This window comes from Methanomassiliicoccaceae archaeon DOK, assembly GCA_009911715.1.
GTDB lineage: Archaea > Thermoplasmatota > Thermoplasmata > Methanomassiliicoccales > Methanomethylophilaceae > Methanoprimaticola.
In genome coordinates, this window is sequence record CP047880.1 from 1,310,673 (window position 1) to 1,332,080 (window position 21,408).

A 21,408-nucleotide genomic window follows, 5' to 3' on the forward strand; every position below is an offset into this window, starting at 1 on the left:
ATTTCTAAATTTCAGACCATTACCTTATTTAGCCGGGTGCGTTCTTAGGAACCATGTCTTCCAGAAGAGCGTCGCGTAGAAAGGATGAGAATCCACTGGAACAACGCATCGTTCCTTTGGATAAGCTTTTGAAGGAGAGGCGGGTGCCAGTTCTCTTCATCGGTGCCGGAATAACCAGGAGATACTGCAACACGGTGGGCTGGAACGAGCTCTTGGAATACATCGCAGCAAAATCAGGAATCGATCGTTTCCAACTCAACGGCATGCGCAAGAAAATTGAAAGCGACAACCCGGAGTACGATGTGAATCCCGCTCTTGCGACCGAACTCCGTAAAACTATGATCGACCTAATATCCTCTGGTAGAATCGGTCTTTCCGATTTCCCCGAACTATCCGATGACGAATGGAAAAACATGGAGACGCTGGATCCGTTCAAGGTTCTCGTATGCAATAGGGTTTCACACATCGAACTCACGGACGATCCCAAGTTGGTCACGGAATTGAATATGTTCAGAAAACTGTCCAGAAAGATTCCAGCTGTGATTACCACGAACTATGACAGATTTCTGGAACAGGAAGTCTTCACGGACTATTCGGTTCTCGTTTTTCCAGACGACTACTACTTCAGCGACTCGGACGGGTATGGGGATATACTCAAAATTCACGGGACAGCGGAGAGACCGGACACCATCGTGATTACTACTGAGGACTATGACGGACTGAAATCCGACTCCAAGATAGTCATGTCCAGAATAACTTCTCTGATGTGTAACAACCCCATCATATTCATCGGATATTCAATGTCCGACAGCGAGATAAACGGGATCATCACAGACATTGTAACTTCTCTGAGACAGACGGATCTGGACCGCATCAGAAACCACATGGTCAGAGTAGATGTGGATTCGAATCTAACGAAGACAGTTTGGAATCCATACCTTGTTGAACACGATGGTAAGAGGGTAGAGATCATGAACATGACTGTCCCCTCCTTGGATGTCCTCTACAACTATCTGGACAAGTTCTCCCCGACCGCCACTCCGTCAGAGATTAAGAAGTACAGAAGCATGATTCGTGAGATTGTCCTTACTGCTGATCCACAGTCCAGAAGATTGGTGTTCATTAACGAGAAGGAGATCGAAAGGGCCGGACCGGGCGAATTGGCCGTGATGTTCGCGACCGAGACGTCCCTCAAATCGTTGATGAAGGGAATCATCGGTTACGACATATCGGACGTTCTGATGGATGTCCTCTACGACCGCCCAGGGATGCTCGAATCCAAGACTGCTTTCCTTACCTGGGCTTCGGACAGCAGGATTTGCACAGGGAACAAGTACATCCCAGTGTTCCACTACATAATGAAATTCGGAATCTCTCTTGACGATCTCCCGGAGAATGTGTCCGTTTTTATAAACACCATGATTGCACATCTGGATAACAAGGTTGAACAGATGAGAGTCCAATGCTCCACGGTGACATCACTGGAAGATATTGATAGGTTCCTGTCCGGGAAGCCGAGATCCTTCCATCGCTGCGAGGCGTTGATGTATTTCTATTCAGTCGGCATAATCAATAGGTACTCGTACAGGTCAAAACTCCAGAGCGCTTATTCGGATATCGTCAGGGATAATGGCGAACATGCCAGGATTCCTCCGGAGCTTAGAGCGGCAATAACCTATATCGATTACAACACCTTCAAGAACTCGGAGAACAAGAGGGGCGCGTGAGCATCTGTACTCTCTCACACTTGGTGCAAGGTTGCAGAGCCCACGCTTAACAGTCTGACAAACCTTTACTTGAATAAAAACGGTGAGTACAAACTATTTTTGTGGTAGATTGACCATCCTCTCTCACCATGAGAAGTCCGTGTGATTCACTTGACCGATTCAAGAAAGATCCATAATGTCAGATTTGGCCCTGATGGCATAACCGCAAAACTCCAAAGACCGCTGTATTGGAGGGAGCCCCATCGGATGACGGCACATACATCGGGAGCGGCGGAGGGGAACGGATGAGGACGCTCTACATCATCGGCAACGGATTCGACCTGGCCAACGGGGTCAGGTCATCGTACAGGGACTTCAGGGAGCACCTGCTGTCCCTGGGCCCCGAAGGCGTCCGCATGGCGGTGACTCTGGAGTCCTACCTCGGGTCGTCCCCCGACCTGTGGGGCGACTTCGAGGAGAGCCTCGGGTTCCTGGACCGCGGCATGGCCATGGACTCGGTTGACGACGCCTTTGATAATGACAAGGACGCAGAAGGGTGCGTGGAGAGGGGCCTCGCCGGGGTCACAAGCATCGAGGAGGAGCTCCCGCGCCTGTTCCGCTCCTGGCTGCGCACGCTCCGCGCCGAGGGGTCCGTGTGGGAGCCGCCGGTCCCGCTGGACCCGGACGGGGCGTACATCGACTTCAACTACACCGACCTGCTGGAGAGCAGGTACGGGATCCCCCGCGGGAACATCCTGTACATCCACGGAAGCGTGGCGGAGGGCGACGGCAGCATCGTGATGGGGCACGGCTCCGACCCGGACAGGTCATACGGGGAGTGGGTGTCGTCCCTGCGGGACGACCCCTCCTACCGCCCCTATGTCAGGGACGCCGACGGGGAGGTGTCCAGGAACACCAGGCTCTCGGCCCAGGCCTACGGGGAGTACCCGGTGAGGGACGGCGAGTGGGGGTGCGACTCCAGGCGCAGGGCGATGGAGATCGCGAAGGCCGGGATAGAGGAGTACTTTGGGATTACGGCGAAGAGGTGCCAGGACGTCATAGAAAGGAACCGCGGGTTCTTCGACTCGCTCCGCGACGTGGGGCGCGTGGTCGTGATCGGGCACTCGCTGTCGCCCGTTGACATGCCGTACTTCAGGGAGATCATCAGGTGCAGCGGCAGCCCCGACGACATCATGTGGGAGGTGTGCTACCGCAGCAGGAGGGCCAGGGCGGAGAGGTTCGCTGAGGACCTGGGGCTCGACCCGTCCAGGGTGAGGTACGTCTGCACCCTGCCCGGGGATCGGGAGTGACGCCCGTCGCTGAACCCCGCGAACATACGCATCCGGATTGTGCTGCAGACTGCGACATCCTTTCTCAGTACACAGCATCGAAACGGAACGCATCGGTCTGGAGTCTGGAACGTATCCGCATCCGACATCCCGGCTCTGAACCGATCGTTCTCCCCGAGGCCGTTCGGGTCCGGGGTTATGATCATCGTTTATATCACTGACATAAAGATGACTATGACTGTGATGTTAACGATGATGTTTTGATCGAATCGTGACCGTATCGACGGCATGCGATTCGTCCGAATCCTGCTTGGATTCGAGATGTCTGGCTCTGTCACCGACCACGCTCGGATTGATGGGGTTCCGACTATGGTCATCGATGGTGTTTAGCTGAAGAGTACTGATCATAACTGATTGAATCATGACTCTCGAAGTCGGATGCACGGGCTCGGAGCCACGCCCGCATCGATCGCCGTTGCACATCCATTCTAATGAGATGAAGAGGCCCATCCATAGTGGCTGCATCCTGTGATATTGCCCGAGTCCAGGGTGGGCAATCCTGACTCCGATCCGGGTATGTTCATGCACCGCACGGGCGAGGCAGTTGATCGCAGCAAGAGTCACTGCCATGACCCGGTCCGCCTGAAGGGGGAGCTTGGAACGAACCTCGGCGAGCTCCTGATAGGCATGCGCTCGGAGAGGGGTAGACAAGACCGCTGATGACGGATCCGATGTCATAGCAAGTCCTCATCGACACCGTGCCTGAGGGTCTCCTCTGCCTCCAACAGAAGGCAGACGATCCTCCGACCCTTCTCGGTGAGCGTCAACACGCATCTGTTCCCTTTTCCAGCTGGCTCCATGATCAGAAGGCTCTCGTCACAGAGCATGTCGATCTTCTCCCTGGTGTGGGCGTTGCGGGAGACTTTCCGGTAGATGTCCGATCTGAGGCACATCGGATGATCGTGCACGTAGAGCAGGATGTCCACGGTGTTGGCGGACTCCAAGAGCCCTCCGATCCTTGTTCTGCTCATGCTATCGTCGAATAAGAAAAGGGGGAAATCGGATCCGGCCCCTTAACTCCGGATCCTTGTTTGTCATTCAGGTCTCTGTGAGGATTCACGTTCTCTCAACGTGCGAGCAGATGTTCCCGTTCGTCTGACGTTCGAACCCTTAGAGCAGTTGTTTTTCAGTGCGTTCAGCTCCTCATGAGCCTTGTGGCGACGATGATCGCCATGATGACGATGAGGATGACCAGGACGATTAGGAGGTAGTCGGTGAGTCCGAGGCTGCCGGAGTCTCCACCGTTCTCAATGACGACCTGTCCTGAGGACGGGACGGCACCGGAGACCATCAGAGTGAACGTCGTCATGTCGGAGGTGATCTCGATTGTGCCTCCGTTCTTCACAGTCTGTCCGTTGAAGGTGATGGTGGCGTTTGTTCCATCGTATCCCGTGGTGACATCGAACGAGATCACATGGGTCCCTACTCCAAGCTGGTATCCCACATTCGGGTCCCATGCGAGACTGTCGATGTAAAGGTTCAGACCGGTTCCAACGGAGATGACTCCTGTCACAAGTGCAGGCTCCATTCCGATGTAGATGTTCTCGTAGTCTCCGATCTCGAAGTTGCCCTTTACTGCTGCGAGCTTCTCCTTGAAATCTGAGAAGTCGTAGGTGTCGTTCTGGGCGTCATAGATGATGCCCTTGAATCCGTCGATGACCCCAATCAGCTCGTTGTAGATGGTGTTCCCTTCAGACTTGAAGTCGTTGATGCAGTCGGTCATTCCCTCGTCGACGTAGAACTTGGCGGTGTCATACCTGACGCCGTTGACTTCGGTCATGAGGAGGATGAGCTCACCGTAGACGCCATCCTTGGCGTAGACCGTCGCAACCTCGTTTCCGTTGACGAAGAACTTGGTGCTGTTGATGGTGGTGGATCCAGGCGCGACGATCTTCACTCCGCTGACATCGGATCCAGGGTAGGCGACGATGGCCTCTGCGTTAACGTCACCGGAGATCGTTCCGTTGATGAGTCCTACGACGTAGGATGCGGAAGCTCCCTCCTGGGAGGCGACTGTTCCGTTGACCATGGTGACTACCTTGTTCACGAAGGTTCCGGTTCCGGTGATGTTGACGGTTCCGTTGATGTATGCGACATCAGCAGTGAGGTCGCCGTTGACAGTGACGGTTCCGTTGACCTTCAGTCCTGCAAGACCGGATACGACAGAATCGGTGAAGAGAGGCATGTTTCCGGATGTTGTGTTGAATCTGTATCCGGGGTTGGTGCCGGCGATGAGGCTGCCCTCGTCCCTGATGACGAGCTCTGCGCCCTCGGCGACGGTCATGTTGTCCGTGTTGTAAGTGGCAGTGATGTACACGGTGCCGGATACGATGGTGATGGCACCGTCGGAGGTGGCAACGCCTCCACTGGTCCTGTTCATGGATGCGATCTGCATCTGGTAGGTCGTCTCCTCGTCTGTACCGATCGCGACATTGGAGATTGTGGCATCCTTGTTGGCGTCCAGAGAGATGGTCGCGCCTCCAGCGGTGATGCTGCCGGTCAGGTCCCCATTGTATGTGTTGACTGTGACCTTTCCGGAGAGGGTGATGGTTCCAGCTACGGCGGAGTCGTCGGAGTTGTTGTAGATGTACACGGTCTGGTCAAGTCCCTCTGGGGCTGTGAATGTGACATCACCCATGTTGACCTTGCCGTAGAAGACGATGGTTGTGGTTGTGGAGGACGCATCGGCTGCGACGGAGGCGGAGGAGATGAAGTTGCCCTCGACCTCGCCGACGGTTCCGTTGAAGTAGGCGCCGTCGAGGATGTCGCTGTCGGTGCTCCAGTCATTCCAATTGATGAAGTTAGCATCGTTCACATTGGAGATGTAGTTGTTCACAACGATGTTGCCGTTCTCGGCACCGGCCTTGTCGGATTTAGTGAGCTGGAACTGGGTTCCGCTCATGTTCAGGACTCCGTTGACAGTGAACGTGGCGCTCTCCACGATGATTCCGGGAGTGTCAGCAGCTGTGTCATCCACAGTGCCGTCGGCGACGACAGTGACTCCCTCGGGAATGGTCAGGTTCTCGTCGATGGTGACGGTTCCGTTGAGGTTGATGGTCTCGCCGGACTGGGCCTCGGAGAGCGCGATCTTGAGCGTGGTGTATGTGTAGATTGTCTCGGTGTCGGTGTCCGTGGTCTTCTTGACCTCGTACTTCATCTGATCCTCGTTGATGTTGGTGTCGTGATCGACGAGTTTGCCGAGGACGTACATTCCGCTCCATGTGCCCTCGAACTCAAGGGACGCATCTGCAGAGACTGTGACGGTGGCTCCCTCGGCGACGATGGCTCCACAGAGGACGGTAACATCGGTGTCGTCGGGGATTGTGACATCAGAGCTGATGACGTAGCTTCCGCGTCCGTCATCGGGGTTCTGTCCGGTGTACCAGGAGTTGGCGAGTCCGCAGATGTAGACGTCGGTGACGCCTCCGGCGACGGAATCAGTGATCGCGGTCTGGAGGTCTGTGATGTGTGTGATGCCGTTGTCGTCCTCCCAGAATGCTCCGTAGACGGCGAATTTTCCATCCACGGCCGAGTTATTGTCGATGTTGACGGAACCGCCGTTGACTGCGAGTATTCCCCTGTCGTTGTTGTTATTCTGAGAAACAACAGCGTTCGCATCCAGAGTCATCTTTCCGACGACTTCGATGGTTCCCTGAATGGTATTGACTTCGGTTGCAGTTTCAGGAGATTTGATGTTCAGCTCTCCGTTGAGGAGGACATATGTTCCAGAGGTAACATTGAACTTGGCCGTGTCCTCGACGGTCAGCTTACCGCCAATTACGACGGTTCCCTGTACGAAGTCGTTGTACATATGGGACACTGTGGCTTTTGCCGCATCTTCGGATGTGTAGTATCCAGAGAGATCGTTGCCGTTAAGGGTGATGCTTCCATCGGCGACTGTTCCGTCGATGTTGAGCATGTACTGCTTGATGAGTGTGGTTCCATCAGCGTCCTTCTGATAAGCGTTGATGTTGCTGGTAGTGGTGGTGAATGTCAGATTGGAAACGTCCTTTGTACCAGCAGTTGTGTTACTGATCTCGATGGAGGCATCGGAGACAACGGTGCCGGTTCCATAGGAAGAGACTGTGAAACCACTGTCGGAGAGGCCGTTGAACTTGAATGTTCCTCCAACGGCGATGTTGGCGTCGATGTTGGAGATGGAGGCGTTCTTCTTGACCTCAAGGGTTCCTCCGTTGTTGATGAAAATCTGCCTGTCAGAAGCATCAGATGTGATGATTCCGCTGTTTGTAGCTGTGAGTTTTCCGTTGACTACGACAGCGTTAGACTCGATATCGGTGGTGGACTCCCCATTAATGGCAAATGAAGAGCCTTTATTGACCTCTACTTCTCCATTGATTGTAACGAGGCCACCAGTTACTGTAATCTTACCTCCGTTCTGAAGGGTGATTGTGACGCCTTCGTCGACCATGAAGTTTCCGTTCATGATCTGGAGGTCTCCCGCACCGCTAATTGTTAGGTCTTCGACGACCCTGATGTTAACATTATTGAATGGCTGGGGAGCGGTCAGGGTGTTAGCTCCGTAGATCTGATAATCGTCATTAGACGCCGCATTGCTCTCCTCAGAAAAGAGGAGTGCAGAGCCAGCAAACACCATGGCGAGCACAGCTACCAGAGCGAAGAGTTTCACTCCGTTCGTTTTGTTCATTATAGCATTCATAGGAACACATGACGAATCCTTCCTAAACGGCGTGAAACAAGAAGTTTCTACATTGAATCCGACCAGCTGCGGTTTGAAAATCGTCAGAAAACATGCTGAAATCGTCTTGAAATCGGTTCAGAGGAACAGATGCTCGATGATTTGTATAGTTCGGGAAAGGGTAAAATGTAAGGTGGAGGGACGGCCCCTTAACTCCGTCCCTCTCGTTTGCTGTTCAGGTTTCCGTGGGTTCACGCTCTCTCAACGTGGGAGCAGATGTACTCGGTTTTTCACGTTCTCTGTCGTTCAACCCTTTCTTCGTTCGGTTTACGTTACATTCAGCTCCTCATCAGCCTGATGGCGACGATGATTGCCATGACGACGATCAGGACCACGAGGACGATGAGCAGGTAGTCGGTGAGGCCGAGGCTGTCGTCTCCGCCAGTGGACGGTGTGTCGGGGGTGACGGGTCCAGATGCCTCGACTCCTGTGATGACGATGTTGTACACAACGAAGTCTGTGGTGGTGCTACCATACTGCTCTCCGAACGGATGCTCGAAGTCGATGTCTCCGTGGTAGTCGACATCGTCCTTGAGGTAGGGCATGTCGGAAGACAGTGTGAACTTGCCGTCGGTCATTGTCTGACCGTTGATTGTCATGGTAACTGTTCCAGAGAATCCGTTGTCGAGCCTGTATGTGACGGTGTGCTCACCTGCGGGAAGCATGATGTAGACGTTGCCGTAGTACCCAGAGAGTCCGGCGGTGGCTACGAGGTCTCCGTCGACATAGACATCGGAGATTCCCGACTCGATGGTGAACGTCACCAGGTATACATCCTCGACGATGTATGCGCTGACGGTGTTGATGGTTCCAACCATATCAGTTGCGGCGACAGGAGTGACCTTTCCGTCCTTCTCGTACTGCCAGTAGTCGGCGTAGACTCCATCGAGGACGGGTGTCAGGACAGCGTTGATCTGGACGTTGTTCAGAACAGTGTATACTGTCATGTACAGCTCGTCCTGCACCATGTACGCGGTGGTCTTCTTACCGTTGATCTGGGCATCACTGACAGTATTGTCGGCCGCGAGGTAGATTGTCTGGACAGATCCGAGGGCGCTCTCGGCATTGACAACGGCACCAGTGTATGTGTTCCACTTATCATCGACTCCGATGTAGAGGCTCTTGACGGTGGTGGCTCCGGGCTGGACGCCGGCAGCGGTGTCGGCGGCTCCGACGGTGAAGGTTCCGAGGACGTAGATAGTCGTAATGTCTGCGTTTCCAGACTCCTGTGCGACCAGGGTACCCCTGATGATAACCTTGTCAGCATCGACCTTGGCGTTGCTGCCAGTTATGGTCAGTGTGGCTCCCTCCGCGACTTCGAAGTCGACGTTAACGGTGGCGGTTCCGAGGACATATACCTGTCCGCTTGCGATAGAGATGGACGGGTCGTCCACGTTCTGACCGGTCTCGGCCTGGTTGACGGTTCCGAATACGGTCATTCCCATGACGTCCGCGGAGACCTCAGTAGAGGCAGCGGTGAGTCCGGTGACGTTGACAGCGTCGACGGATCCCTCGGCTGTGGCGACTGTTCCAGTGAACCAGCCGTTCACGGCGAGTGCGGCGTACTGCAGGGTGACGGTTCCGGCGTTCAGCTCAGCGGCGGCGTAGTTGTCGGCGGCGGTGCCGTTGGTCTTGGCTCCCATGACGGTGACGGTCACGGGCTCGGTCTCAGTCCCGGTGAAGGCGATGTCTCCGACAGTGTTCTCTCCATAGATGTAGATGGCAGTGGCGTCGGATTCGGCTGCGATGGCGACGGGCTCGATGAACTTGTACTGTCCGGTGGTCGTCAGAGCGATGTAGTACGCTCCAGCGACATCGTAGTAGGTGTACAGCTGATCAAGAGTACCGGCCTCTGTGGTCTGGAAGGTTCCGTTGACGACCAGCCTGGATGTGGTGTCGGAGACCTCCTCATCGAAGGTGGTCTCAGCTGCGATCTGGGATGCTGTGGTGAGGTTACCGTTGACGGTCAGGGTGACATTGTTGTTGACGGTCACGGTGGATCCGAGGGGCACGACGAGGGTAACCTCGGCGGGCACGGTGAGGTCGGAAGTGATGGTGACGTCGGTTCCGGTGATGGTGACAACGTCTCCGGGCTGTGCGCCAGCAAGGGCGGTGGCGACGTTGGTGTAGGTGATCTCGTTGCCGTTCTCGATGGTGACATCGCTTTCGACGTCTCCCCTGTCGTTCCTGTCGTTGAGGAAGTGGAGCGTTGAGAAGACGACGGCATCGGCTCTGACATCACAGCCGTCTGCGATGTCAACGGTGATTCCGCGGTTGTCGGCGGCTCCGATCTGGAGGGTTCCGGTTCCGTTGATGTTGACGGTGGCGGGGACCTGCACACTCTCGTCGACGATGACCGTTCCCATGACCTCAAGGGAGACCTTGGTGGTCGCGGCGGAATTGTCGGCGACAGCTGTGGCCAGAGAGGTGTAGATGTTCCTGGGCTCAGATGCTGCCCTGTAATAAACAGCGTTGACGTCGGTGACAGTCTCATATGCGGAGATCTTTCCGGTGACGGTGGTCTGGCTTCCGCTCAGGTTTACTCCTTCAGCTAGGGTCACTGTACCGGAAACGGTGAAGAGCCCGGAAACTTTGATATCGATATTCTCGTCGACGTTCAGAGTTTCAGTAACTTCGACTCCAGTTCCAACGATGTTTTCGTCAGAAACGTGAGCTGTACTGGAGATGTCGATTTTGATGATGTTGCTAGTCTCACTAATCTGATCGTTAGAGTTGACATTCACAGAGGCGTTTCCGGACATCTGCAGAGAATTGACGTAGCTCGTGACGCTTCCCTGCGTCTTAGCGATGACGGACTCTGTGAAGATAAGACCCTCGATTGCAGAGTTGACATAGGATGTATCTTCGTCAAGACTGATAGTCACACTGTTGTTATTGAGTGCGACGGTCTGACCGACGGTAAGACCAGCATCAGTGATTTCCAGAGATGCACTTGTGCTTCCGAAGGAAACGGAGTGAATGTTGACGACGGCTCCAGATGCGGCCATGTTGATGGTGGCAGCTCCGGCGATGCTGGCACCGTCCATGGTGATGGTTCCAGAGTTCTTGATTCCGCTGGTATCGACGGCACCCTGGAGACTGAGTGTTGCCTCGGATCCGATTTCGAGTCCGTTGTTGGCTGTGAATGTACCCATGGAGGTGACCGAAGCCGATCCTGTGAGCTTTGTGGGTGCGTTGAATGTAAGTGCAGCGTCCTCCTCAGAGGAAACGGTTCCGGAGATGTCTACCTCTTTGGACTTGGTAACGGTGAAAGCTCCGGTCTCATAGACGTTGAGGTTACCAGCGATGATTACATTGGCAGTGCCACTGTTCACGATGATTCTGGAACCCTCCTCGATGTACACGGTGGTTCCCTCGGGGATCTCCAGCCCTCCCTGAATGGTGAGCGTGGCCTGTCCGGTGACGGTGAGTGTACCGGATACGACCATGTTCTGGTTAAGGGGGAAGGTTGTGTTGGTTCCGTAGACTCCGGTCAGCTCTGCATCGATCATGGCACCGGAGACGTTGATTGTTCCGTCTCCAGAAAGGGTGATGTTCTTGAAGACAGCACCATTGAGAGCATTCCAGACTCCAGGAGTCTCTGCACCGTTAACATTGCTTGTATCGACGGTAATGGCGTAGATGTTGTTAGAGGGAGTACATTCAGATCTAGTGTCATCAATCGCAGTAACTGTTCCATACTGATTTACTGTTCCGTAAACTTTAACGCTTCCAGAGGTGAATCCAAGATCGACACCTTTCATTATGTTCAAGGTGGCTCCGAGAGGTACGTTGGTTCCGATAACATAGGATCCGGAAACAAGAGTGAGTTCGCCAGCATTTATCTGCACAGCAAGAGTTCCTTTATAGGGTTTGACAGAACCCTGGAAGTCATCACCCATGATGTAGGGGGGTTCGGCTCCGAGGTTGAGGGACCGAGCACTCGTGGCGTCCACGATGGTAATGGTTCCGGTGAATGCTCCGGTCGCTGTGAGGCTACTGGCTTCAAGTGTGGAGCCAGAGGCAACAGTGAAAGTAGTGTTGTCGGCGACTGTGAGTGCTCCGTTGACTTTAAGAGTGGTTCCGTTGGAAAGGGAGACGTTTCCTTCAGTCGTAAGGGCTCCAGAGACCACAAGGTCCTCTCCGCTGGCGGAGAAGAGAGGCAGGTTATCAGCGGTGATGGTGGGAATTAAGACACTGGCATCGTTAAGGTCGATGACATTGGTAATCGTACCTGTAACGCCCTTGTGAACAAACGAGCCGCCCTCGTAGACGGTGATGCTTCCGCTGACTGTGATTGATTTCACTGTTTCGGGAATGGTGAGTGTTGCGCCGGCGGGGATGACGATTTTATCGCCGATTGTGACGGCATTGTCGGTGACTTTCATGGTGCCGTCCTCGAGCCACATTGCTCCAAGAGATTCGGTATCGGAGTTCATCCATCCATATTCCTCGAAGTCCTCGGAACCGGTAAACGACACGTTACCGGCCTCAGACCAGATCTGGGCCTGCTCTCCAAAGTTGTTGGATCCGGACAGGGTGAAGTTGGCTGTTCCGTCGTCGCTATCGACGTTGATTCCGCCCCAGGCGTTGCCGGAGGTGGTGATGTTGGATGCGCTGACGGTGGAGGACTGCTCCGCATTGTCACCGCCGTTGACGACGATTCCGGCGGCACCGCAATCTTTGATAGTGATGTTATCGAGCGTTACATCGGCTCCGACCATGTTGATTCCATGCTTGGACTTGCTTGTGTCGGCGGCATAGTCTCCGTCGATGATCAGATCGCTGACGCTGTACTCAGCGCCATCATAGAATCCGATGACACTGGTCTCGTTGGTTCCTTTGAAGGTGATTGTGTTGTCGCCACCGTTGATGGTTATGGTGACATCGTTGGAGTTGTCAAACCACAGCGCGGCCTCGGATACTTCAACACCCGAGGGGATCACTGTGAAACTCTGGTTGATGGTTATCTCAACATCCTCGGTAGCTCCGTTGACCGCATCGAGGAATGTGGTAAGTTCTCCACTGTTAACGGGGACAGGTTTTCCGTCTCCGATCGTGTACGTGATGATGGCGCCTGTCCCATCGCCAGTGGCGTTGGTGGTACCATCCACATTCTCGGAAGGCAGGACTACGGCCACAGCACAGACAACCATCGCGATGATGGCGATCGCGGCCAGCAGTTTGGTCTGCCTTCCTTTCTCGTTCATTATAGCATTCATAGGAACACATGACGAATCCTTCCTAAACGGCGTGAAACGAGTTTTTTCTCACGGAGTTCAACCAATTAAGGTTTAGAACTCCTCAGAAAACAGGTCAAAATCGTCTCGAAATCGGTTCAGAGGAACCGATGCTCGATGATTTGTATAGTTCGGAAAGGGTAAAAAGTAAGGTGGAGGGACGGCCCCTTAACTCCGTCCCTCTCGTTTCCTGTTCAGGTTGCTGTGGGTTCACGCTCTCTCAACGTGGGAGCAGATGTTCTCGTTCACTTCGGCGTTCGTACCCTTTGTTCCCTTTCGGTTTTCGTTTACCTTCAGCTCCTCATCAGCCTGAGGGCGACGATGATCGCCATGACGACGATCAGGATCACGAGGATGATCAGGAGGTAGTCGGTGAGGCCCATAGAGGAGTCGCCAGAGTTTCCGCCGTCGATGACAACGGTGGAGTCCTGGGTGAGACTACCTGTTGCGGAGATCACGATATCCTCGATGGAGTTGATCATGTCGGATGTGATCGTGATCTCACCGTTGGTCACTGCCTGTCCGTTGAAAGTTATGGTCACGTTTCCGGAGAATCCGGGATCGATGACAGCGGACACGGTGTGGGTTCCGATAGTCAGGAGCTTGTCGGAGGTGCTGGTGTAGACAACGCCATCGACAGAGAGCGAGATGTGGCTTCCGACGGAGATGGTAACGGAAATCGAGTTGTACTGGATTTCGGTTGTGACCTCTGCGTAGTCTCCGACAGTCTCTCCGTCCTTGACCTCGCTGCCCTCTGCGTACCAAGTGGCGCTGAAGTCCTCGGTGTTGGATGGTGCAGGAGTGTACAGGTCGTCGAGTCCGTCAACAAAGTCATCGATGACATCGGAGTTGATGTCGATGCTGTCGAAGGTGTAGACTGTGACAAAGTCGATTCCATTGATCTTGTACGCTGTGGCGTTGATCTCAGAGGAGGTCTCGTTGGAGAATTCGGTCTCGGCGACGGAGGCTCCTGCGAAGACATAGACGACTGCCTCGTCTCCGAGAACGACCTCTCCGATGATGGATCCGGTGGTGGCGTCTCCGAGAAGCTCGGGAACCGCACCGACGATGAGGGTTCCGTTGACTCCGAAGTCTCCCTCGGCATCCACTGTGATGGTTCCAGTCACGACCAGAGGGTTGGCTCCGGCAAGAAGCTGGGCATCCTTTCCAACCACGACGTCTCCGGTGAGGGTGACGCCGTCGGCTCCGACGGACAGGATGGCGTCCTCATCGATTACGATGGATCCGTTGTTGTCGATATAGTCTCCACTGATGATGACATCGCCAGTGATGAGCAGAGTGGCACCGCTGTTGACGGCGAGGACCTGCTCCTTGTGGGTGTTGATCTCATAGTCGTCGACACCAGCGAACTCGACGGTTCCGGCGACGACTGTGGTGTTGTTCACAACAGAGTCGATTGTGATCTTGTACTCTGTGACTCCTTCAGCGTTGAGAGAGTCGACGCTCGCGATGGTGGCTGTGGTCTTGTTGACGGACACAGTGCTGGTGGTGGCGGCATCGCCGGCGCCAGTGAGTCCGGAAACTGTAGCGGTGTACTGTCCGGCCTTGTCGGCAGTGTTGCCGGATGCGGGCTGGGCGACGCTGATCTGTGCCCCGGTCAGGGTCACATCGCCGAGAGTTACGACGGAGTTGAGGGCGATGACGATGTTGACGTCGTCGGACTCGATGGCTCCACCCTCGGAGAATGTTCCGGTGGCGGTGATAGAGGGCAGGGCGTTCTCCTCAGCGTAGGCGATGGCCTTGGCGACCGAGGTGTACACTGTCTCGCCGGCATCGCTGTAGTATGCTGCGTTGATGGTGACTCCTGTGATGCTGTTGCCGACAACGGATGTGGCTCCTGTGGAGTACATGTTGACCTTGCCTGTGTTGTCTTCGTTCTTGGCGATCTTTCCGCCCTCGGTGGCATCGAGGTCTCCGTTGACGGTGATTGTGTAGTCTCTGGCATTGTCCTTTCCGACGACGAGCTGGGCGTTGTTGTCCAGGATAAGCTTGCCCTCGGCTTCCACGGTGACGTTTCCAAGGACTGTCAGGACGATGTTCTCGTTGACGTCGACGGTGACCTGGGCGGGAATCACGAGGTTACCATCATACTCGGCGTTTCCGACGACGGTGACTGTCTGTCCAGCAGTCGCGTTGTCCAGTGCTACCTTGAATCCGGAGTAGGTAGTGGTGTTGTCCTCCACCGTCGTCTTCACGGCGTAGATGTAGTGGCTGGTACCAGTAACGGTGGCGCTAGGCCTGTATCCGACACCCTCGGTGACGATGACACGTCCCTCGATGGTGTAGAACGCATCGTTGTCGATGGTCGCGTCTACGCCGACGGTAATCTGCCCGTCCTCTGCGACAACGATCTCGGAGTCGCCCTCGACCTCGATTGCCTGCTCTCCGGTGAGTTCGTATGTTCCGGAGATCTCGAAGGATCCGGATACTGTGACGAGGTTGTCCTGGACGGTGGCGATCTGGGCCATAGCGTTGGCGAATGTGGTGAAGTATGTGGTCTCGACGGGTGCGTTCTCGACGGTGGTCTCGACTACGTACTTGGCTCCGTAGTAATCAAATATAGAGGCGTTGCCGTCGTTGAGGACGATGGTTCCAGCCTCGGAGACGTCGAAGTAGCCGTTATCGGTGAATTTGATGGTGTTCTTCTCGGGTGCGGTCAGGGTTCCATCGATGAACACTGCTCCAGTGAACTTGATAATTCCATCTTCTTCTGCATTGGTACTTCTGTCGTTATTGGTGAAGTCCAGAGTTCCACTGACGTACATCTGCTGGAAGACGTTGGATTTGGTGGCGTCATCCTCGTCGGGGACGGTGATCCTTCCGACGGATACGGTGATTCCAGTGGTTCCATGGTAGATGACGGTCGTTCCAGAATCGTCCCTCACTCCATCAAGGGCGACTGTGGACTCATCAAGAGTTTCAAGGACGAACTCGTCGCCACTCTTAATCTGACCGACCTGGACGGTGATGGTTCCCTTTGTGGGAGCGTTGATGACAGCGGATGCTCCGTTTCCGAGGACGAACTCCCCGTCGATCTGCATGTAGGCTCCGTTGTTGGTGAACACGACGTTCTTGGCAACGGTCGTGTTGTCCGTGACATAGAACTCCACGTTGCTTCCAATGGTCATAGCAGCGTCGATGTCAACGTTGCAGATGCTCAGCTTGTGGACATCGGTTCCGGTGACTCTGGAGATATCTCCGGAGACGGACATGTTGTAGAGGTTCCTGTTGTCAGAGTCCCTGTCCATCTTGAGGTTGACGCCCTTTACACCCTGCATGGAGACGGTCTGGGTCTCGTTGTTCTCACCGTTCTTGATGGTGATGGGCATGGTGTCTCCGATGATTCCATTGTTATTCTGGATGGAACCAGTGCTCATGAGAGTGATGGTTCCAGCATCGTTGGCGTTCATGGAGGTGATGGTGGCGTTCCTCTCGATTACGAGATTTCCGTAGACCTTGAGGTCGAATCCCATCAGGTTGAGGGTGGAGTTGGCGGTGATGGTGACGGTGACGCCCTCCTCGATGACAGTGTCCTGGGAGAGATAGCGGTCTCCCTCGAAGTTCTGGTCGTTGGAGATGATGTTCTCCGTTCCCTGGGCTCCCTCGATCTTGACGATTCCTCCGTCGGAGTTGTCGATGGTGACTCCGCTGGTCTTGGAGGAGTATGTGAAGATGGCTCCGGCGTTGACGTAGATGGTGCCTGTTCCGGTGAGCTCCCCTGCGGTCATGTTGACCGCGGATTCGAGGATGATGTCTCCGTTCAGGATGATATCGGATGCGTTGACGGTGACTGCTCCTTTGGTATCTGCCCTCTGGATTTTGAGGCCGTCGCCGTTGATCGTCATGTCGGAGGCGATGTTGACGGTGGTCCCCCCGTTGGCATTGATCGTCAGGGCGTTGGAGCCGTCTGTACCGGGTGTTGTCTCCGTGGTTCCTGAAAGATTTAGGACCTCATCGGTGACATTGATGGTTCCGGAAAGCTCCTCTCCGTCGATAGTCACCGATCCGTATTTGACGGTGACACCGACTCCGCTGAAATTCTTTACGGAAACAGTGGAACCTCCGGTTCCGTTGTTGAGGCCGAATGTTGCATCGCTGAGGTCTCCGAGCTGTGCGGTTGCACCGGATGCAGTCAGAACAATAGCTGCTCCATCTCCAAGCGTGACGTTGTCACCGAATACGAGCGTGGTGTTGGCAGGAACTGTGAGTTCACTAGTGATTGTGACGCCATCGATCACGACTACATCGTTGTTCTCAAGGGCTTCGTTAATCTGACTTGCATCACCGCTGCTGATAGTCTGAGTCGTCTCGAAGTCGTAGTTGACAGTGAAGGACTTGAGACCCTCGGTCTCCCCTTCGACGATGGTCTCGTCACTGAAGTAGTATGTTGTGCTTCCGGTGGCACGCTCGGCGTCGATGTAGACGAGCTGTGTAGAGGTCTTTCCGAGTTTCTCGATGACTTTCCATTCTCCCTCGGAGTTGTAGTATCCGATGTACATCGCATCATCGGCGGTTCCGAATCCGTAGCTTCCATCCGCGTCGACGACATCGGCGAGGTTGAAAACGAATCCGTACTCGAATCCTGCAGGGGCTCCAGTAGCAGTGAACTCACTGTTATTTGCCTGGTTAGCCAGAGTTCCGGTGATGAGGACTGTCGTGTTGTTGACACGCTGCATGTCCATGTTGTAGTTTCCGAGGCTGCTGTTGGTGATAGGTACAGTGTTTCCACTGACGTAATCCCACTCAGCCCCATCGGCGTCGATGAAGGACACTGTGGCGTTCTGGGTGGAGATGTCTCCCCTGTAGATCATGTCGACGTACGTGCCGTATGGGATGAGGTTGAAGTCGTAGTTGACAGTGAAGGACTTGAGACCCTCGGTCTCCCCTTCGACGAAGGTCTCGTCACTGAAGTAGTATGTTGTGCTTCCGGTGGCACGCTCGGCGTCGATGTAGACGAGCTGTGTGGTTGTGCTTCCAGACTTGTCTAGAACCTTCCACTCTCCCTCCGCATTCTTGTATCCGATGAACACATGGTTGGTTTCATCACCGAATACATAACTGCCGTTATCGTCGACGACGTCGGCGAGGTTGAAAACGAATCCGTACTCGAATCCTGCAGGGGCTCCGGTGAGGTAGTACTGTGCCCCTTCAGGCTGTCCCATGAGGTTTCCGGAGATGGTAACGATTGTTTTGTCGGTTACATCAACTGCAATGTTCATGTTGGTGTTTCCGAGGCTGCTGTTGGTGATAGGTACAGTGTTTCCACTGACGTAATCCCACTCAGCCCCATCGGCGTCGATGAAGGACACTGTCGCGTTTTCTGTGACAATGTCTCCCCTCTGGATCTCGGCGTTGTCTGCATATGTGGGTGCAGCAGCGTCGGCTCCGCTGAAGGGCATGGCAACCGCGAACACGCAGGCGAGCATGGCGAAAATGGCCACTGCCGCGATGAGGCGTTTGCCGTTGTTCGTTTTGTTCATTATAGCATTCATAGGAACATAAGACGAAAGTTTCCTAAACGTCGTGAAAACTTATTCGGAAACCAATGGGGACTTCGAACATGTTGAATCCGTCTCGAAATAAGGACGGAATCTGCAGTTTTTCGGATTCATCGGAAATACTGCTTTAAGTTCCCCATCCCATCGGAGAGACGTATGGGAACGCAGAACTCGGATACGAGGGACGATGGCAAAGGCCTGCATGAATCGCCCCCTTTTCGATGACGAACATGAGTCTGAATCCATCACCCGTGAGTCCCAATATTCATTATTTTGCAATATAAAATAATGATTTGTGATTAATTCACAAATATAATGATTAAAATGTTTGATTTCATCATCTACGGCTACATCCGGGACTCACAGGCCAGCCAGGTCGGCCAGTTCCGAGACGAGGATGTGGAGCATGGTGCTCGGTGTCCTGTCGAAGCAGGTCTCGATGTCACACGATCCTGTCGGAAGCCTCCTCTCAGCCCTTCCTATCGCGTCGCGGATCCCAGAATCCGGGAGCCTGCGCGTCAGGTCGGCGCCCTTCGAATACCTCTGTCCGAGCAGGTCGCCCAGCATGTCCTCCATCTCCCCCTGGGTCATCGCCTTGGTGACGTCCCTGAAGTGCAGCAGGAGCCAATACTCGAAGGAGGGATTGGACATGAACAGCATCACCTCTCCGGCGATGTCCCTCGCCCTGCGTACGTTCTCGAGCGCGTTGAGATCCCTGTCAAAGACTATGGCAGCCCTGTCACCGTCCACGTCGCCGAATCCGCGCAGCCTCAGCTCTCTCAGGCAGTACTCCGTGATGCCGATGACGTCCGTGTTCCCCGCCTGGATGGGGATCACGCTGACGGGCATTCCGCGCCTTCTGAACATCTCGAAATAGAGCACCTCCGACTTCCCCTCAGTGAAGATAAACAGCCTGGGGGCCATGGATCTCGTTCTGCGGCCCCTTCCCATCGTCAGAGTATGTCCCCCCTGTCGATGTCCGGGAGGGCATCGAACCTTCCCGACAGATACGATTTGAGGACATCCAGGTCCTTCCTCACACCCTTGAAGTCGGAAAGGGAGTACAGCTCCGCTGCCCCGGTGCCCCTGTCCTTGTTGGTGAAGTATATCTGGTCCCTCCTGAACAGCATCTCCGTGTCCATGAGCATCAGGTCGTGTGTGTTGACCAGGAGCTGGGCGCCTCTGGGATTCGAGGAGGCGGAGAACTGTCCGACGATCCAGCGTGATATGTTGGTATGCAGGGACGACCCGAACTCATCGAAGAGAACCACGCCCCCGCCCCTCAGGGCCTCTATCACAGGACCCATCATGCTGAACATCTGCAGTGTTCCGCGGGACTCGATGGAGTACGGGAAGTAGTGCAGCGACTCGTCCACGTCCGCGTTCGGGAAGTCGTGTCTCATCTCCAGCCTGTTGCTGACGATCCTGGAATCCGGAACCGACTCGAGAAGCTGTTTCAACTGGATGGGGAGCCCCGGTGTGTCATCGACATTCGCACTGTGGGTTTCGCCGATGAAATCCGATATGCCGAAATCGGCTATGCCCATGGCACGGACCATCCTGTCCTTCACCCGATCGTCGTCCGAGATGCGGGACAGGACATCCCAGAGCAGGTTCATCGGTGCATCCCCGATGACGACTATGTTCCGGGTGAGGTAACGGTGCACGGACTGGCATACGGGGTTGTTCAGTTGGGCGGCCATCGTGAGGAACGGGGTGTTTTGCGGTGTCATCTCAGATATGAGACGCATCGAGGATTCGTCCGACCTCCTGAACGTGAAGCCCTGTCCGTCACGGATGAAGACCTTGGTTATGCGACCGTGCGGATAGCTGTGCAGGTACTCGGATGCGATGCGTTCGGAATCGAAGGCTATACCGTATTCGTACCGCACCCCGTCCGCGGTGAACTTGATGGACATCCCGGTCGGTTCCCGGAGGGAGCCTCTGGAGAGACGGAACGGGTTGTAGAACGGGATCCGGGAATTCGGGGCCGGGGCCGAGCCGATCAGACGGATCAGATCCCCCATCGCCATGAAAACGCGGGACTTCCCCGAGGAGTTCAGCCCGAACACCGCCACCGATGTGAGCACCTGCCTGCCGGTCTCGGGGCAGATGACGGTGTTGTCCGGATGCTCGTCGCCGGCGTCCTTCTCCATGCTCAGCACGGCCTCGTCACGGAACGGTCCGTAGTTCCTCAGGGTGAATTCCAGAAGCATCATGGGATACTCTGATTTTAATTATTTAAATTTGTATATATTTCACAAATACTGATTATAAAATGTGAATTATTCGTATTTGTGCAGAACGTCGATTCGTCACAGACGTCTCTGGAGAACAGAAACCGGTCGCACAGCGGACTCGTGACGGGAATCGGCTTCACTCGCATGCGAGGTGCATTCTGAACGCGCTTTCGACGAAACCGCTCGTGTCCTCGGACACGAGGACGACCTTCTCCAGACACCGTCGTCGGATATCTCCCATCTTCCGTCGATCATTCCTGAACCTGAAATCCCGGCATGTGGAAGTAAATCATGTTGGGAGTTTAGGATTACTCGGATTCATGGGTCTGAGTCAGGATCCGCTCTGCTTCTAACAGGAGATCTGTGAGAGTCCGTCCCTTCTCTGACAGAGAGAGCAGTATTGCGTTGGGACGGCTAGTCTGTTCCATATCGATGAGTCCCTCTTTTCCGAGACACTCGATCTTCTCCTTGGTGTGGGCGTTCCGCGTGACGTTCTGGTAGATGTCCGATTTACGGCATCCAGGGTGATTGTGGATATAGAACAGGATGTCCACCGAGTTTGCGGATTCCAGAACATCGCCGATTCTGGTTTTGCTCATCTCTGTTCACTTCCTAACAAAAAATAAATGTGGGGTCC

At 54.6% G+C, this 21,408-nt stretch carries 10 protein-coding genes; 3 read left to right on the forward strand and 7 right to left on the reverse strand.

All coding sequences use genetic code 11. The features are described 5' to 3' along the window. Positions 1 to 53: 53 nt before the first annotated feature. The 3 genes from JS82_06670 (at position 54) to JS82_06680 (ending at position 3,715) form a co-directional block, all read left to right on the forward strand. Complete coding sequence (locus JS82_06670) at positions 54 to 1,727, forward strand: hypothetical protein (GenBank protein ID QHK17804.1); 1,674 nt, start codon at positions 54 to 56, stop codon at positions 1,725 to 1,727. Between the two features lie 284 nt (positions 1,728 to 2,011). Then, on the forward strand, positions 2,012 to 3,016 hold the full coding sequence (locus JS82_06675; GenBank protein ID QHK17805.1) for a hypothetical protein: 1,005 nt from the start codon (positions 2,012 to 2,014) through the stop codon (positions 3,014 to 3,016). 513 nt (positions 3,017 to 3,529) lie between these two features. Beyond that, positions 3,530 to 3,715, forward strand: a complete 186-nt coding sequence (locus tag JS82_06680) for a hypothetical protein (protein QHK17806.1) — start codon at positions 3,530 to 3,532, stop codon at positions 3,713 to 3,715. 14 nt (positions 3,716 to 3,729) lie between these two features. Here the strand turns inward: JS82_06680 and JS82_06685 are convergent, their stop codons facing one another. The 7 genes from JS82_06685 to JS82_06715 all read right to left on the reverse strand — a co-directional run bounded on the left by JS82_06685 (position 3,730) and on the right by JS82_06715 (position 21,370). Next, entirely contained in the window at positions 3,730 to 4,026 is a 297-nt protein-coding gene (locus JS82_06685) for a hypothetical protein (protein ID QHK17807.1), read from the reverse strand. 164 nt (positions 4,027 to 4,190) lie between these two features. Then, positions 4,191 to 7,499, reverse strand: a complete 3,309-nt coding sequence (locus tag JS82_06690; GenBank protein QHK17808.1) for a hypothetical protein — start codon at positions 7,497 to 7,499, stop codon at positions 4,191 to 4,193. A 551-nt stretch (positions 7,500 to 8,050) separates the two neighbouring features. After that, the gene (locus JS82_06695) at positions 8,051 to 12,982 is read right to left on the reverse strand and encodes a hypothetical protein (GenBank protein QHK17809.1); all 4,932 of its coding nucleotides are present in this window, start codon (positions 12,980 to 12,982) and stop codon (positions 8,051 to 8,053) included. Between the two features lie 323 nt (positions 12,983 to 13,305). Further along, positions 13,306 to 18,513, reverse strand: coding sequence for a hypothetical protein (locus tag JS82_06700; GenBank protein QHK17810.1), 5,208 nt, complete (start codon positions 18,511 to 18,513; stop codon positions 13,306 to 13,308). Positions 18,514 to 18,891: 378 nt separating this feature from the next. Further along, positions 18,892 to 19,482, reverse strand: a complete 591-nt coding sequence (locus tag JS82_06705) for a hypothetical protein (protein ID QHK17811.1) — start codon at positions 19,480 to 19,482, stop codon at positions 18,892 to 18,894. Between the two features lie 2 nt (positions 19,483 to 19,484). Continuing rightward, complete coding sequence (locus tag JS82_06710; protein ID QHK17812.1) at positions 19,485 to 20,747, reverse strand: AAA family ATPase; 1,263 nt, start codon at positions 20,745 to 20,747, stop codon at positions 19,485 to 19,487. 332 nt (positions 20,748 to 21,079) lie between these two features. Beyond that, entirely contained in the window at positions 21,080 to 21,370 is a 291-nt protein-coding gene (locus JS82_06715; GenBank protein QHK17813.1) for a hypothetical protein, read from the reverse strand. Positions 21,371 to 21,408 lie beyond the last annotated feature (38 nt).